Source organism: Nostoc piscinale CENA21 (assembly GCF_001298445.1).
Lineage (GTDB): Bacteria > Cyanobacteriota > Cyanobacteriia > Cyanobacteriales > Nostocaceae > Nostoc_B > Nostoc_B piscinale_A.
Map to the genome: position 1 here is coordinate 6,248,497 of NZ_CP012036.1, position 16,058 is coordinate 6,264,554.

The window sequence follows — 16,058 nt, forward strand, 5'->3', positions numbered from 1 at the left end:
TTAAAAACTCACATTTTGATTTGCTTATGAAGCGGCGCTCAACAATGGTAATAGCATTTTTACTTAGTTTTTTTCTCAGTTTTATACCTTTTTCGGGCAATGTGATTAATGCGGCTACACCAACCGCAGTTGCGCCAGTATCGGGATTATCCTTTACCCAAGGTGTGAAAAAAACTGTCTTAGAAAACGGTTTAACAGTATTAACAAAAGAAGTCCATACAGCCCCGGTGGTGAGTGTGCAAGTATGGTATAAAGTTGGTTCACGCAACGAAGGTAAAGGCGAAAGTGGTATTTCTCACCAGTTAGAACATTTGATGTTTAAAGGTACAAAAGACCGCCCCGTACAGTTCGGACGTTTGTTTAGTGCCTTGGGTAGTCAGTTTAATGCTTTTACAAGTTACGACGAAACAGCTTACTTCGGCACAGTGCAGCAAGATAAACTCCAAGCATTGCTAACTTTAGAAGCAGACCGGATGAAAAACGCTTTGATTGGGGCTGAACAACTTGCTAGTGAAAAGCGCGTTGTGATTTCTGAGTTACAAGGCTATGAAAACTCGCCCAGTTACCGTTTAAATCGGGCGGTGATGAAAGCGGCTTTTCCCAATCGGGCTTATGGTTTATCTGTAGGTGGTACAAAAGCCGATGTGGAAAAATTCACTGTCGAACAGGTGCGGAATTATTACCAAACTTATTACAGTCCTGACAATGCGACTTTGGTAATTACAGGGGATTTTGCCACAGAACCAGTACTCAAGGCAGTGAAAGAAAGTTTTGGCAAGTTGACAAAGAATCAAAAGTCAACAGTCGATAGTCAAGAAAGAGCCGTTAGTCAAAATTCTCAACCCCCCACTCCCAACTCCAAAGCCTCAACTCCCATAGTTTTAAAAGAACCAGGAAGTGCTGCACTTTTGCATGTTGTCTATCCTTTACCAGATATCAAACATCCTGATGTACCAGCAATTGATGTCATGGATGCAATTTTGACCGGGGGACGGAGTTCGAGACTTTATCAAGCTTTGGTGGAATCTGGTTTAGCAAGTTCTGTGGATGGAAGTGCGGCGGAATTAATTGAACCGGGTTGGTATGAAATTGAGGCGACAGCAGCCCCCGGTCAAAAGCTAGAGAAAATTGCTCAAGTTCTGCAAACATCACTATCCGAATTACAACAAAAGGAAGTGAGTGCAGAAGAATTAAACCGCGCCAAGACAATATTGCAAGCTTCTTTTGTTTTAGGGAATCAAGATATTAGCAGCCAAGCTAGTCAGTTGGGATATAACCAAACTGTGGCGGGAGATTATAAATATATTGAACGCTATTTAGCTGCGATCGCCAAAGTTACACCAGAAGATGTAAAACGAGTAGCAAAAACTTACCTTGTTCCAGCTAAACAAACCATCGGCTTTTTTGAACCAACTCAACCAGATGGTCAAGCCGGAACTTCTGGTTCTGGTTCTGGTCGGACTGTGGAAAACTTTAGTCCTGGTCAACCAGTAGACCCGGCCGAACTGGCGAAATATTTACCACCTGCGAGTTCATCTACAGTATCTAATCAACAACCTCTACCACAACAGTTTTCTTTAGCCAATGGTTTGCGAGTCTTACTGTTACCTGACCGCAGTCTGCCCACAATTAACATTAGTGGTCAAATTGATGCGGGAACTGAGTTTGATGGAAATCAAAAAGCTGGACTCGCCCTTCTGACAGCAGACAACTTAATGAATGGAACCCAAACGAAAAATGCTTTGGCTTTAGCCCAAACTTTAGAAAATAGGGGAACCAGTTTAGAGTTTAGCCCCAGCCGCGAAGGAGTCAGTATCAGTGGTGAAGGGCTTTCGGCTAACTTGCCAGTGTTAGTGCAAACTTTGGCAGATGTATTACAGAATGCTAATTTCCCCGATGACCAATTAGAACTGAGTCGTCAACGGGCGTTAACGAGTTTGCAAGTGCAGTTAGATGACCCCAGCACTTTAGCAAGGCGCGTATTCCAACAAGCAATTTACCCAGAAAATCATCCTTTCCACAGTTTTTCCACAGAAGCGAGTTTAAAGAGTATCACTCGTGATGATGTGTTGAACTTTTATCGTCAACATTACCGTCCAGATACAACCACACTCGCTTTAGTGGGAGATTTTGACCCAGTGAAAGTCAAAGATTTATTCAATCAAGCTTTTGGGAAATGGCAAGCTGAAGGTAAACCACCTGCGTTGAATTTGCCGAAAGTACCCCTACCAAAAACTTCCACTCGCTTGAATAAAGTAATTCCCGGTAAAGCGGAGGCTGTAACTTACATTGGTTACAACGGCATTTCTCGCAAAGACCCCCGTTTCTATGCAGCTTTGGTACTGAATCAAATTTTAGGTGGTGATACTTTATCTAGCCGTTTGGGTACAGAAGTGCGCGATCGCCTTGGTTTGACTTATGGTATCTACAGTGGTTTTGCTGCGGGGATCAATCCCGGCCCCTTCTTAATCGAAATGCAAACTGCGCCTACAGATGCCCAAAAAGCGATCGCCAGCACCATCGCTTTACTCAAACAGCTACGGGAACAAGGCATTACAGAATCAGAATTAAATACTGCCAAACGTTCCATTACTAATAGCTACCCTGTGGAATTAGCTAACCCCAGCGAAGTTGCCAACATCATTTTAAATAATGCTGTTTTGGGTCTTTCCCCCGCAGAAATTCGTGAATTTCCGCGACGCATTCAAGCTGTAAATATGACTCAAATTCAACAAGTCATCAAAGATTTAATTCAACCAGAAAATGTGGTGATTGTCACTGCTGGCCCTGGTGATACAGCATCTAAGTAAGGGTAATTCATCGGTGATTTGACCTCAATCAATTCATACACAACTAGATACCCGACTTCTTCAAGAAGTCGGGTATCTGAGTCAAGGCGATTTTATATATTTTGTGAATGAATTAATTTAATTAGCTATTTTGTAAATCAAAAACACCGAACCAATTGCACCGCCATTTTCGACATAAATTTTACCGTTGTAATATAATCCAGGCGACCCACCTCCATCAAATAACATTCCTTCTTGAATTTTACCTAAACAATTATTCCGGGCAATACCAGATAAAACATCATCAAACATATCTGGCATTAATTCTTGATTAATTTGAGAAGATTCAATAGCTGAATTAGCTTTGATATCATTCACTAATAAAATTACATAACCTTTACTAGTCGTCGCCACCATAGAGCGATTAGTTGCTTCTTTACAAGCAAGTTCTCCTAAATCTTGACAAATATCTTTAAACTTACCTTGGCGATAAAATCTGCCATTTCCACCCACTAAATTGTAATTCAAAAGATTATTACTTCTTCTCCCTGCCTGAATTGTAGCGATTCGCTCTTGTGGTTTACCTCCAGAAATACCAAAGGAAGAACGTCTATTTTTAAACGCTCCTGAATACTCCACACCACGAGAAATATTTAAGCCTTGTGGTTTATCATCAGTGCCGATATAGTCGGCATTAATCGCTACTAGCGGTCTTTGTCCATTTAACAGGGAATTGCGATCGCTAATAATTTCATTAAATTGCTTTGGTACATAATTTCTGATAAAGTTCCCCTGTTGATTTTTTGCATAAAGCTTGTGAGATAAACCCACATTCACCTTGAAATCTAACTTGGGTGATTTAGGATTAAAAATAATCACATGATTAATACCCTTGGTGGATTTCTGCCCTTGATTATTAGTTTTAAAAAATTCCAGGCTGAATTGAGGATTTTCACCAGGGCAAGTTTTTGCACCTTTGGTTGATGAATTGGCTGTATCTTCTTTACAAGCAAATAACAAATTGATGGTAATGCTCAATATAGATAAGAGTAATATTTTTTTAATCCACATACTCAGATAATAAGAACCCGCTACAGAACGACTATAGCGGGTAATAATTCAAAATTCCAATTTCGGCTAGTCCCGGCAAGCCTTTCAGCAATCACACTATTTAAACCGTCCCAAAACTGTCCATTAACTGTCCAAGAAATTTACAATAAAATAACTCTCTAAACCCCTTGACAGGCTCATTTATAGTATGTAAGTATATTCTTGTAAAGCAAAAAGGGCGGGGCGATATGTGGAGAACCGAAGGTGTACCAGTTGATTGGCCAGAACTTAAAAAGCGCCGCAACCTCATCCTTACAGATACTTGCTGGGAGTTACTACAAAAGGAGGCGGAACAGCAAGGTATATCCAGGAGTGAGTTTATTGAGCGCGCCGTAAGGGGACTAATTGATTGGAGTGGTAGGGCATAAGGTATTCGCAGTACCTTACACCCTGTACCTTCACCGCCCCGCCCGTCTAGTTAGAGGCAACCAAAATGCGTGTAACAAGAAACGGATGGGTAGACCAGGTAGCACATCTTTCCACTTTAGCAGCAAAGCGTGGATTATCAGAAGAGGAGGTTATGAACATTATTTGGGATTTTCGCTCAGTCTGCCAAGAATACAATAGGGATTTCAGAAAGAATCTCAAACTGTTTGAAGACTGCATAGAAGTGGCGAGACATTGCTAAATAAAAGCCCCGGTTTCCGCCGGGGCATTCTATCGTTTATTAATGCCGCTGTTGGTAGGCTTATCGTAAATCTCCTGCAATTTACTCTTCATGGCGCGGGTATCCTCCTTATATTCAGCAAGGAAGATGCTGAAGGCTGTGCTGAGGTTGCGTAGTGCCTCACTCTCGACTTTCTGTTTATCCGTCCAGCCAATAATTGCTTCTCTTAAACCCATCCAGTAAGCCATAGTAAACACTGCGACGAACGTGACCAAAATTCCTAACCCCACGCCCCCGCTCTGAATTAGTACTTGGTCGATGATGCGCTGTTGCGATTCTGGGGGAATGGTAATGCTTTTTTGAATGTTTAGTTCTTCCATTATCCTGAATTATACCTAATTAAATCCCTCTATAAACTCCCCACTTTCAAAGTCCGGCACAAACCCCTCCGGCATATATCCAACAAACTCATAGCCATAGAAAGGTGTGTATAGTACCCAGACTCTATGCCAGACTCCTTGCTCATCTGGGTAAATATCTAATGAGTAGAGATTTCCATCAATAGGGTTAAAGTAATTCCTATTACCCACATTTTCATACAAGTCTGGGTCATATCCCTCTGGTTCAAATTGGCCCTCTGGAAAAACATCAGAGAATTGGTAGTCTAGAAACTTTCGGTATTCTATCCATCTAATAGTATTAATTCCAGATTCTTCTCTTACTAAGTTGCGTGGCATTTTAAGCTGTTCTCAAATATATTGCTGGTACTGTAGCAGTTAAAGCCGTGGTAGGCGCTGTAGCGGGCATTGCTGGGGATGTTGGTAGAGAGGTATAAGCTAAAGATCCGCTTCTACCATTTGTAAAAGAAGAGGAAGATGGTGCTGATAATCCGATGAAGGCTAAATTACCAGGATTGGACTGCTGTACAGTGAAAAAAGTTGCTGTTGCGTTCTTTATCAAACACCCCCAATACAAACCGGGTGTTAATGTAAAATTCCCTACAGATCCTTGTTTGAGTCCCCCAGCTAAATCTCTTTCTATTCCCCCATCTACTATTAAATTCTGTGGTGAGAAGCTACCACTATCGCTATAGATTCCCATCCTCATTAATCCTGTCCCCGCTGTTTGGATGAAGGAGCTTATATTATCAAAAGTGATTGTGCGCTCGATAATAATAGGCATAGCAAAAAAAAGTATTTGCTGCGGTAGATGTAGACGCATTTACACTAACTACACCGTAGGTTAAGAGATATACTCTTCCAGACCCTGCTGCTGCTTGTAGATTAGCTCTTACACTGCTTGATGCTATCGCTGTGTTTACTTCTTCTCTTAAATACACCACCGGATCAGCCACAGTCGTATTTGTTTTGACTGTTCCGGTGGTGGTGGATGATGCTATGGGTGAAGACCCTCCACCTGATACAGTAGAGGGTTCCCACAGACCACTTGTTGAGTTGTAACTGTAAACCTGACCGTTAGTCGGTGAGGTAGTCGCTACACCTCTTCCTTGGATCTGTAGAGCATTACCAAGCTGGGAAGTGCGGGCAATGTTGCTACTAATCTGCGCGTCGGGGACTAAGGTACTAGCATCAAGACTGGCGACACCATTAGCTGCACCTCTAGCAGTGGCTGCTAATGCACCGAGGTTAGTCAGTGCTGCTGATGCGCTCGTTGCGCCCGTACCACCCTTGGTAACTGATAGAGTACCCCCAATATTAGTCAGTGATAAGTTTGCTTCAGCAACATCTATATCTACTTCATTATTTACGCTGTCTAACGCGACAGTGACTTTGTTACTGGCAGCATTTATATTTCTGAAGTTTAAATTAACCCCAGTCTTGCTGGCATATAAGCCTACGCCGCCCACGCCTACGTTACTCGCGGTATTTGCTTCACCGCCGCCCCCGCCTGCACCATTACTAGCGGCTGTTACCCTACCATCAGCACCTACAGTAATGTTTGCATTAGTGTAAGACCCGGCAGCCACACCAGAAGCAGCGATTGTTGGGTTGGGGTATGTACCACTTAAACTACCACCAGCACTACCAGTTGGAGTTCTAGCATCACTTAGTCTACTGTCCGTTGTGGCAACAGCACCTAAGTTAGTTAAAGCTGCTGTGGCAGTGGTTGCACCCGTACCGCCTTTAGCTACAGTTAGAGTACCGTTGAGGTTTTGAATGTTGGGGATTTGGGCAACTGGCACTAAGGTACTACCATCAAGGCTTGCTACGCCATTTGCCGCGCCCCGTGTAGATGATAGAAGGTAGGAACCTAGAGTAGTTGTTAAGCTACCGCTAGTGACATAGCCAGAGAGTGTAGTTGTTAAGCCAGTAGTGGTAACGTAGCCACTCAGTGCACTGGTGTTAGCCTTGGCAGCCAGTAAGGTATCCATAGTGCCTCTCAGGTACACTACTGGGTCGGCGTTGTTAACGTCCGTCTTCACGCGCCCGGCAATAGTAGATGATGCTAAGGGTGTAGTGCCACCAGTACTAGCTATCTCAGCCAGTACAAAGCTAATCAGCGATTGGTATTGTGGGTCACTACTATTAACGCCGCCATCCTCCAGTACAGATAATTCCAAGTCTGACGTGCCAACAGGAACTACTGTGTCGAAGTAACTACCATCTGGTAACGTAATACGATATTGACTGGCATTCTCACCTTCCTCGTTACACCACAAGGTGAACTCTACAGCGCCCTGTGCATCGGTGTAGAAGGTATCTACGTCCTTTAAAAAAATAACCCCACCTGAATTATTTCGGGTGAGGTGCTGGATTTTAATTGGTTGTCGGGCGAGTGGTACACTACCTACACCCTCGAACGTGCCAAATATTTTTCTTCTGGTGGGCATATTAGTTGGTAATAGCTAGATAATTTCTTAAGATGCCGAGTACGGATTCCATACCGCGTAGGATGGTGCGTAAAGAGCCATTGGATGGATTCACCTGGAATACTTCGCGCATCTTTGCTGTGGTTGCAGTGAGTTCAGCAAGGACTTCTTCTAATTTTTCTCTGTCTCGAATCATGGTTATGTCTTAATTACGTAATTGCAAACAATACTGGGCTGCATGTTGTTGTGCGCCGCGCCTCCACCTTGTGAACTGATTGTGATGCCAGTGCTGGCTGCATTAATAGCTATATTGGTGCGCGCGGTGGCTATGGTAATGCCTGTAGTGGAAGTACCAACCAACTGATTACCAGATGCGTTGGCTGTGATATACCCTTTAGCTCCTGTATCCTCCCCTGTGATACCTACGCCATTCTTGCTAAGGAAAGCATCTGTCTCACCTCTGGCATTGAAATCGCCGTCTATGGTGTTTGCATAAATGCTGTGCAAGTGTCCTGGGTCTACAGGTGTGTGACCGTGACCATTATCAGTGATGCCGTGGGTGTGTGAATCTCCACTTACACCATGTCCGTGTGTGGGCATCTCAGTGGTGTTGAGTTGGTGTGTCTCAGCGCCGAGAGTCTGTCCTACAGTACGTGCTGTTAAACCAGTGCCAGTGCCTGCACCTACACCCACGCGCCCCCGCCTATCAGGTACGCGGAACTTACCTGCAGTTGTACGAAATGTGGGGCCTAGCACAGCATCTAAGGCTGGATATGTAGCAATGTCGTATTCTGTACCGTCCTGCCATAGCCACCCACCAGAGGGCAGTGTAGACCCCCACCATTCCATACCCATGCCAGTTTGGATTGAAGAAGGTACGGTTGAGGGCTGCACGCGGTCTATTAATTTATCTCGCAAATCCACAACTGAACCACTTAACGTGCCACCTGCCGTAGTTACCACCGCCATTGGGAAAGACTCATTTGGTAGCGTAGGTGCGGTTGCGATCGCCCCGGCACTATTAACGAAGATGTAGCTAGTGGCATTATTTGGTACTGTAATAGTTCCTGCCGTGATGGCAACTACTACACCTGTAGAGAGCAGTACAGATCCTCCTATATAATTAAGGGTTAGTCCTGCATTGTGACTAACCCTTAACCGATCGTAGAAACCATAGAATCTACTTTTTATTTGTGTGGGGGCATCATCTAGGTAATCATCAATTACCTTTGGCCCGCGCCCAATGAAATCCTCACCATCTGGAATGGGGAAGCCAATAGCGTTAACTGCTTCGGCGGTGAGTACATCCCCATTTTGATATACCGTGCGTGTCATATATATTTATTTATTAATTGGCGTGTAGCCTGAAAAGTGATAACTCAGAGTGACTGTTGACAGTAACAGCAGTTAACCTAGATGCTGATGATGTGTTTAATTGAAAGCACCTTATTGTTATTATTGCTCCATCAGGAACACTGATAATTGCTGAACCAGTCGCGCATGATAATGCGTCAGTAGTTGGGTTTGCATCGTAAAGTCTCCCTGCTTGAACCCCATTCACAAAAACTTCAAGCAACATCCTGGTACAACCAGCCGTAAATACTACTCGTGCTTGTACCCAATAAATACCACCGCCACCAGTTGGGACAGTGTAACCAGTAGCAGAAGAGTAACCAGCAGCAGTATCAACTACAGTTGTGTTGTAAGTCATAACAGTAGTGGAGCTATGAGGTATAGTCTGACCTGTAGTACGCTGTTGTACTATTAAGACTGGGTTATTAAACCTCTGTGCCTGTACATAGGCAGTGGTAGCAATTCTTGTGCTGTTATTGGTCGTAGGGGGAGTAGTGGCAGTAGGCGTACCACCTAATGCGGGACTGCCAGATAAAGCACCAGACACGAATGCAGTTGTAGCAATCGAAGTATCACTATCACCAGCAGCCGGGGTAGGTGCAGTAGGATTACCACCTAACGCTGGACTACTAGATAGCGTATTTGCTACAAATGCTGTAGTTGCAATCCGTGTGCTATTATTGCCCGTAGCTTGCGTAGGTGCAGTAGGATTGCCAGCCAAGATTGCATCAGTAGAGTTTGCCTTGGCGGCAACTGCTGATAGGGTAGACTGAATTACGTCGTATACAGAATCCTGCGTAGGTGCTAATCCAGAGTTGTCCCATGCCGCGCCGTAAACAGTAGAGTCTCCTAAAGCTACGCTGCCGGTCGGTGCAACTGGTATTTCCATCCAGAATGAGGTATTGGTAGGTACGATACCACTGAAAGGAATTACCTCACTTGCAAGGAAGAACCTGTTTAAGTAGGCAACCACATCCCCGCGTTTATAGCTGGTAGCTGCATTGTAGTCACCTTTAGGTGTAATACCACCAATACTTGCTGCCAGGGCTGGATCGCCTGCTATGACGCGTGCTACCCGCACCGCCCCGGTTGCCAATACGTCGCTTACCATCCCAGTAGGTACTAAATCAGCAATATCTACACTAGCCAAATTGGGTATGACTGCATAGAAAGGGAATGGTGCTAGTTGATCTTCGCTGAAGACATCAGGTGAGGTACTGATCCTAGGGAAATACTCTAATAAGTAGCTAGTATTTTTAGTTTCCGTCTCCTCAACATTTGTGCTACCCGGCACTACACCGGAGGGACAGAGGATTTCAATAGGTTTGGGTAAGAATACTTTCTTGGGTGCGGTGTCTTTGACTGTGCCATTGGCTAATGTGAGTACTAGCTTACCTGGCACTACCGCGCTGCCATTCTCAAATGTGCCTGTTAAAGTTGCCATTAATTATCAGGTTAGTTGGTCGTAGTAAATAACTTCTGATTCACACCAGAGATTGCCGAAGAGCCTATCAATCTTCTGTGTGAGTCTAAATTCGTAGCCCCCAAAGGCATAGCGGCGCGGCAACAGGATTTTATACTTCCATGCACCACTGCCTAGCGTACCGATGCCTAGTTGGCTCGAACCGAGGATAAAGGTTGAACCCTCCCAGATAGTATGCTCAATCAACAGCGAACTGAGAATGTAACTGAGTGCTACGCGCGTGCCTCGGTTTGGCCAGACAGTAGTGTAGGCTCCAGCCAATAGTTGTCTTTTGCTTGTCTCTGGCCATCCCCTATCCCAGTACAGAGTGGAGAATCCATATAGGGGTGCAATGTAATCCAGCCAGCGCGTGTCGCAGGTGTAAGGATTAAACTGATTTGGCAGGTCATATACTAGAGCTTTAGTACCAACTAAAAACTCATCGAAGTAGACTGTTAGCCAATCAGCTACGCTATTCTCCTGGTAGACATCTGGGAGCCTACTGAATATTGGTCTGCCTGTTTCCCAGGATTGCTTGGTGTGCATTATTCCGGCTCCCCTGCACCTCGCAGTATCTCAAAGATGATGCCTTCCTCATTAATCAGGCTCATGTTTAGGCTAAACCCCACAGGTAATGTGTATTGGTTAGGCAGGGGAACGTTCAAGGGTTGACCATTAAGGTCTAGAGTTTGGATATCTTTAATTGCACCTGTGGCGCGCAAGGCAAACTCTACCTCATTTAACACGATGTCTTGATCGCTGGGGTATTGGGTGGGGTCTAGGTATGTTGTGAAAGCTTCCCAGAGTTCATCTGCTGTTTCGTCTGGGTCACGCCCCGGCGCTAACCTAGCTACCAAATCACCAGATATGGTTAGTAGTTCTACAGGAGAGACATACAATGAACTACCAAGTGCAATGCGGTTAGCAAAAGCTTCTTGCACTTTAATCAACTGTGCAGAGTTTGCTGGTGTGCCATCTGGATTCAGCAGGAAAAGGTGTACTGCGCCAAGTTGCCGTGTAAACTTGTTTGCACCAAGTAAACCAATCGCAATGCAGCGTGACCCAGCGCCCAACACGCCCTCAGCAATAAACTCAAAGTCTGGGGCTGAGATAGGCGATCGCACACGCAACTCTGTAATGCCACGGCTAATTACTTCCTCATCAGTCTCAGGGTCGCTTCCCCCGTTACTACCTTCTGCATTGGTAACTGCTGCAAGGAATGTTAAGGGATTTGGGATGCCAACCAAGGTATAGGATGCGAGGTTGTATGCTGAACCGTTAGCCTCAGCGGTTGCTGTGACCGAGCCACTAATTAAGCCAGGAGGGATTGATAAGGCTGCATCAGTTAGAAACGACAAATTACCAGTAATGTCAATAACTTCAAAACCTTCAGGTATTACAAAGGTATTGCTGAGGGGTGCAGTGAGTGTAAATGTGAGGGTAGCCGTAGCCTTAGTGCCTAGTTTACGCTCTACGCCGATTACTTTGAGGAAATCAATGATTACTGCGATCGGCAACTGATTGACTTTGTATAGTAGCTCACTAGCAGCAAAGGCTTGACCCTGCAACAGTGCAGCTACCGGGCTATTCTCTGTGAAATCGTCTAACTGCCCACTTGAGGCGTTAAACACCCGCAACTGGGCTTGTTGCAGAATAGTTTCCTCATCCCTCTCATCTAGGATTATTGATTTAAGCGTAGTGGATATATCTGTCATATATATATAGATGTCTAGAAAGTAACGTTAAGTGCTAACTGGTCTTCACCCAGATAACTCCAGAAGACTGTTATTACTGTTTCACCCAAGTCGTTGATTGTGCCTTGCAGGGTGAACTGGCACTCAGGTATGTACTCAGTAAGCCCGGCGGTCATCTCAGCCGTAATAACATCTAAATCAGGCACTGCTGTGAACAGATAGTCTTTTAAACCATACCTGGGGCGCATAATTCTTTCGCCTTTTTCTGTTAACAGCCATGACAGGATATGCCCACGGTACAAATCTGCATCGGACGCTACCACTAGGGATTTACGCGCCGGGTCGACCGTGAGGGGAAACGAAATGCCTCTCATAAATTATTTTTAAAAAATATCTTATGTAATTCTTGCGTATGCACATTTAATGTGCTATACTATATGTATAGAGGGTAAGGGAAGGCACTACACACTCCCGCCTCACAGAAATCAACCAGAACCTTGATAACCGAATAGGAGATTTACGATGTTAGAAGCAATCAAAACTGCGATCGCATCCGCTACCACCCTTGAAGAGATTGAAGCACTTCAAGAGCAGTTACAGGAATTAGCCGATGCAATCAGCGAACTGCAAGACGAGGCTCAAGACCGCTACGAAGAGATTGAGACAGAAATTGAAGAGGCGGAGGCAGTGGCAGAGGAGGCAGAAGAGGCAGAGCGCACAGGTGAGAAGCTCAACGACTGCAACATAGTTACCGAGTGTGGTGAGGCAATCATCACCAAACACTCGAAAACCTGGGAAATCAGCCTACTGCACCACTACTACGGACAGGCTCAATACCTCTGCCTCCCCTCCAGCACCCCAGAGAGCGAAGTCTTAGACAAATGCAAGTATTACCTCACCGAATGGCCTTTTGAAATTCAGTCCTACTGCGGGTGGTTTAAAAACCACAAGGTAGAGTTAAGCGCCGAAGAGATTTTAGAAAAAGGCATAGAGGCAGCGAAACAAGAAAAATTGAATCTCCTGTTCAACAACTAAATAATTAGCAACCCACTACTCCTCAGTGGTGGGTGCTGCTTTCCTAGCCTTTGCAGGTGTAAGGAGGATTTTCAGTTCCTTGGCTGTATCCTCCCACACCTGCTTTTCGTATGGGTTGAGGTATTGCCACACATCTGCGTGGATTTCCTTTGCCGCGCCGGAGCGCAAACTGTTGTAGATGCAGTAGATTTCTTTGGCTAAATCTTCAGAGTTCATAGTTAGTTCCTTATATATATTTAGTAACCGCTTGTCACCACTGTGCCACCGCCGCTTACAGCAGCACCTACAACAGCCACGGCTTTACCATTTATGGTTATGGCACTGCTGGAGGCATTTATGAAGTTAATGGATGAACCAGATAAATTGATTGTCCATGCCCCGCCAACGCGATTTGTGCCATCAAAGGACAACTCAATATAGTTGCTGGGAGAAACTTGTATTCTTAGGTAACGTGAGGCTATTAGCTTCAAGTCCCGTAAGCCTTCCATTAATATGTCTTGACCTGCGTCTACACTAAAGTCTCCATCACATTCATTGCTGATGTCTTCAGAAGCTTGTAGTGTAGAGGAACCACTTACCGTAGTGGTGTCATCACCGCCAATAGTGGTAGTACGCGTGCCATTAACGGCTGTTGCGTGGTCATTTAAGGCACTATCCTTAGCTAATGCGGGGTTAGTATCATTAACTAATTGCAGGTAGTATCCGTTGGTTTCTAGACCGTCAGCGTAGAAGACTAACACTGTTTGCCCGATTTCAGGCAGTGGTGGATCGAACTGGGGGAATGGGGTGAGCCTGCGTATCCAGTCACTCTGCACCTGCGGATTGCTGGGTAATGCTACCTTAATCCTACGTCTGCCTTCTGGATCATTGTTCTCAACCACTATGCCCAGAGTAGGGTAAGGCGATCGCCCTTGCTGATCAATAGCAAACTGATTGGCGCGCTCACTTCTTGCCAGGATTTCAAATATGCTCATTATTCAGGGATATATTTGCGGGGATTCAGATCATTACCATCTTTGCGTGTCTCGAAGTGGAGGTGTGCTCCACGGGAACGGCCTGTATTGCCTACAGTACCTACCTGCTGCCCCTGGTTGATAGTTGCACCATTAGCAACGGTGACAGTAGTTAGGTGGGCATAGCGAGTCTCCCAGCCATTGCCGTGGTTGAGATAGACAATGTTTCCATATCCACCTCCACAAGCCCCATCACCAACCTTACATCCTGTAACTACATTAGATACAGTGCCACTGGCTGCTGCCACTACTGGCGTGCCTGCTGATGCACCATAGTCTATCCCTCTGTGGTTAGGTCGTTTGGGATTCTCGGTGCGGTGTAGTGATGTTATTGGGCCAGTCGTAGGTCTAACAAACTTAGGTGCATTGGCATCAAACGGTGTGGCTGGTGATTGTGGCGGTGGCGGCGAAGTAGACTGTGTTGGTGTATTAATATCTGAGCTTGGGTATTTGTTGCGTAATGGAGAATATAGATTCAAATTAGTAGTGAATCCGCCTTCCTTATATTGAAGCTCCACCGAATCAACTACCCAATAGCGATCGGCAGTGACTGATATACCCTTAGTTTGCAGGGCAGTGTCTGGAGTTATTAGCAACGCTTCAGGTGTAGTGGGGAAACTGGCATTAGCCTTAATACCTTTAATACGCTTCTCATTCTCGCGCCGCTGACTGTCTACGTTGGCTGTAGTGCCATCAGTACGTGGCTTGGGTGTAGGTAAGGCATTACCAGAAATAATGGCTGTTGTGTCGTTTCCTAGGCCAGCGTCAGACTCTTTCTTAGTTTGCTTTACCTTGCCAGTATCTGGGTCAATTTCAAACTTAACTATTCCAGTTGTGGTGCGGTTGCCGGGGTCTGACGATCGCGCCCCGCCTTTAGTATCTGACTCAGCTTGGTGGGTTATGTCAAAGCTTAAACCCATGTTGACACCATATTCCAATACAAAGGTGTCTGGGTTAACTACACTACTTTTCTCTCTAGGTTCAATATATAGTTTCGCGCCCTTGGTGTGTACCCGGTATCCAATACGCCGTGCCTCAGCAAGCAGTAATTCATAGTCATTCTGCCCGCGCTGGGGGAAGTACTCATAGTATGGGCCTTCCTCACTCATCACTACTGTAATGCCGTAAGCTGCTGCAATCTTAGTTGCCAGCTTCTTAAACGTCATCTTTTGGTAAACTGTATTCTTCAGTCTGCGGGTCATGACCCAAGTTGCAGCCTGACCACTAAACTCTAGTAAATCTGGGTCAAACAAGGAATATCTCAGCCCGTTGTGTATGAAACTCCACGCAGCGATAGTTTGCCCGTCATAGCCTGCCTCGATGGTTATCTGTGAGCCTACTAAGGTTCTAGTGCTTGGGTTGGCTGGGGCTTTCTCAGGTACAGGAATTGTAGGCTGAGACTGAGTAGATTCTTTCTTCTGTTCAGTGGCGATCGCAGCATCAACTTGTTCCTTGCTTGGTTGATTTGGGCTGGCAGCGATAGTTCCTGGCTGTATCCACTCAATTTTCACGTTAATAATGCCAGGGGCTGCACCATTAGTTAATGCACTCCACGCCCCCGGTGTGAGGTCAATCTTCCGCGTGGGGTGTTCTCTAAGGGGTCTTGCTGCCCTACCGTTAACCACAGCAAAAGGGCCACGGTCAACAACCTTCACCACAATAGATTTACCCGTAGTGAGATTAGTGACACGCATAGAGGCATACTTGTACTTGGTGTCAACCATAGCAGCAAACAAGCCATTCCACTGTATGCGGTCGCCGTATGCCCCTATTTGCCCACCTTGGGTTGACTCCCCATAGCCGTAAGTAGATGCCTGTGCGTTTGCATAAATAACCTGTCCAGGCTGAGTCTCTAATTCAGGCTTACCAACGTGGCTTTCAGGGTTGGTGTTTACTGTGGTGGATATATCACTGATTCTTGGTGCTGGTTCGGTTAACTGATCTAACCCATCTACTGACTCAATATATGCCAGAAACTTGTCCAACAATCTCTTATCAGGGTCACGTACCGTGAATGAACAGTTACTCTGTAGTGTACCCTCGCCTAACTGGACGGTGGCGGAAACCAGCTTACCATCCCCAATCATAAAGGTTTCAGACTGTAGGCTACCGATCGCGCCGACAGTAACCTTTAGGTATGGTGCTAAGAGATTGGGGCTAGTCAT

At 45.4% G+C, this 16,058-nt stretch carries 17 protein-coding genes; 3 read left to right on the top strand and 14 right to left on the bottom strand.

What is annotated here, in order from left to right; genetic code table 11:
* Positions 1 to 26 precede the first annotated feature (26 nt).
* Positions 27 to 2,810, top strand: a complete 2,784-nt coding sequence (locus tag ACX27_RS26705; protein ID WP_083468850.1) for a M16 family metallopeptidase — start codon at positions 27 to 29, stop codon at positions 2,808 to 2,810.
* Positions 2,811 to 2,927: 117 nt separating this feature from the next.
* Here the strand turns inward: ACX27_RS26705 and ACX27_RS26710 are convergent, their stop codons facing one another.
* Positions 2,928 to 3,860, bottom strand: a complete 933-nt coding sequence (locus tag ACX27_RS26710) for a phosphodiester glycosidase family protein (protein WP_062296915.1) — start codon at positions 3,858 to 3,860, stop codon at positions 2,928 to 2,930.
* A 227-nt stretch (positions 3,861 to 4,087) separates the two neighbouring features.
* Here ACX27_RS26710 and ACX27_RS26715 point away from each other — a divergent pair, with 227 nt between their 5' ends.
* Entirely contained in the window at positions 4,088 to 4,267 is a 180-nt protein-coding gene (locus ACX27_RS26715; protein ID WP_062296918.1) for a ribbon-helix-helix protein, CopG family, read from the top strand.
* A gap of 289 nt (positions 4,268 to 4,556) precedes the next feature.
* Here ACX27_RS26715 and ACX27_RS26720 read toward each other — a convergent pair whose 3' ends face one another.
* From ACX27_RS26720 to ACX27_RS26760, 10 genes are read right to left on the bottom strand one after another with little or no spacing between them, the layout of a single operon-like run.
* The gene (locus ACX27_RS26720) at positions 4,557 to 4,886 is read right to left on the bottom strand and encodes a hypothetical protein (protein WP_062296919.1); all 330 of its coding nucleotides are present in this window, start codon (positions 4,884 to 4,886) and stop codon (positions 4,557 to 4,559) included.
* A gap of 15 nt (positions 4,887 to 4,901) precedes the next feature.
* On the bottom strand, positions 4,902 to 5,243 hold the full coding sequence (locus tag ACX27_RS26725; protein ID WP_062296921.1) for a hypothetical protein: 342 nt from the start codon (positions 5,241 to 5,243) through the stop codon (positions 4,902 to 4,904).
* A gap of 1 nt (position 5,244) precedes the next feature.
* Positions 5,245 to 5,607, bottom strand: coding sequence for a hypothetical protein (locus tag ACX27_RS26730; RefSeq protein ID WP_144427535.1), 363 nt, complete (start codon positions 5,605 to 5,607; stop codon positions 5,245 to 5,247).
* Between the two features lie 46 nt (positions 5,608 to 5,653).
* On the bottom strand, positions 5,654 to 7,357 hold the full coding sequence (locus ACX27_RS26735; RefSeq protein ID WP_062296925.1) for a hypothetical protein: 1,704 nt from the start codon (positions 7,355 to 7,357) through the stop codon (positions 5,654 to 5,656).
* A gap of 1 nt (position 7,358) precedes the next feature.
* Positions 7,359 to 7,532, bottom strand: coding sequence for a hypothetical protein (locus tag ACX27_RS32605; protein ID WP_158507425.1), 174 nt, complete (start codon positions 7,530 to 7,532; stop codon positions 7,359 to 7,361).
* A gap of 2 nt (positions 7,533 to 7,534) precedes the next feature.
* The gene (locus ACX27_RS26740; protein WP_062296927.1) at positions 7,535 to 8,671 is read right to left on the bottom strand and encodes a phage tail protein; all 1,137 of its coding nucleotides are present in this window, start codon (positions 8,669 to 8,671) and stop codon (positions 7,535 to 7,537) included.
* A gap of 13 nt (positions 8,672 to 8,684) precedes the next feature.
* Positions 8,685 to 10,133, bottom strand: coding sequence for a hypothetical protein (locus ACX27_RS26745; protein ID WP_062296929.1), 1,449 nt, complete (start codon positions 10,131 to 10,133; stop codon positions 8,685 to 8,687).
* Between the two features lie 6 nt (positions 10,134 to 10,139).
* A complete protein-coding gene (locus ACX27_RS26750) occupies positions 10,140 to 10,697 on the bottom strand; it encodes a phage tail protein (RefSeq protein WP_062296931.1) in 558 nt (185 codons plus the stop codon).
* On the bottom strand, positions 10,697 to 11,866 hold the full coding sequence (locus tag ACX27_RS26755) for a baseplate J/gp47 family protein (RefSeq protein ID WP_062296933.1): 1,170 nt from the start codon (positions 11,864 to 11,866) through the stop codon (positions 10,697 to 10,699). Before ACX27_RS26755 ends, ACX27_RS26750 begins: the two co-directional genes overlap by 1 nt.
* 14 nt (positions 11,867 to 11,880) lie before the next feature.
* Positions 11,881 to 12,168 (bottom strand): GPW/gp25 family protein, encoded by a 288-nt coding sequence (locus tag ACX27_RS26760; protein ID WP_144427536.1) that lies wholly within the window; start codon positions 12,166 to 12,168, stop codon positions 11,881 to 11,883.
* A gap of 199 nt (positions 12,169 to 12,367) precedes the next feature.
* On the opposite strand from ACX27_RS26760, the gene ACX27_RS26765 reads away from it, so the two are divergent.
* Complete coding sequence (locus ACX27_RS26765; RefSeq protein ID WP_062296938.1) at positions 12,368 to 12,880, top strand: hypothetical protein; 513 nt, start codon at positions 12,368 to 12,370, stop codon at positions 12,878 to 12,880.
* A gap of 15 nt (positions 12,881 to 12,895) precedes the next feature.
* Here ACX27_RS26765 and ACX27_RS26770 read toward each other — a convergent pair whose 3' ends face one another.
* From ACX27_RS26770 to ACX27_RS26780, 3 genes are read right to left on the bottom strand one after another with little or no spacing between them, the layout of a single operon-like run.
* Entirely contained in the window at positions 12,896 to 13,096 is a 201-nt protein-coding gene (locus ACX27_RS26770) for a hypothetical protein (RefSeq protein WP_062296940.1), read from the bottom strand.
* A 20-nt stretch (positions 13,097 to 13,116) separates the two neighbouring features.
* Positions 13,117 to 13,854 carry a phage baseplate assembly protein V gene (locus tag ACX27_RS26775; RefSeq protein WP_062296942.1) on the bottom strand — a complete coding sequence of 246 codons (738 nt, stop codon included), beginning with the start codon at positions 13,852 to 13,854 and terminating at the stop codon, positions 13,117 to 13,119.
* Entirely contained in the window at positions 13,854 to 16,058 is a 2,205-nt protein-coding gene (locus ACX27_RS26780) for a peptidoglycan DD-metalloendopeptidase family protein (RefSeq protein WP_062296944.1), read from the bottom strand. Before ACX27_RS26780 ends, ACX27_RS26775 begins: the two co-directional genes overlap by 1 nt.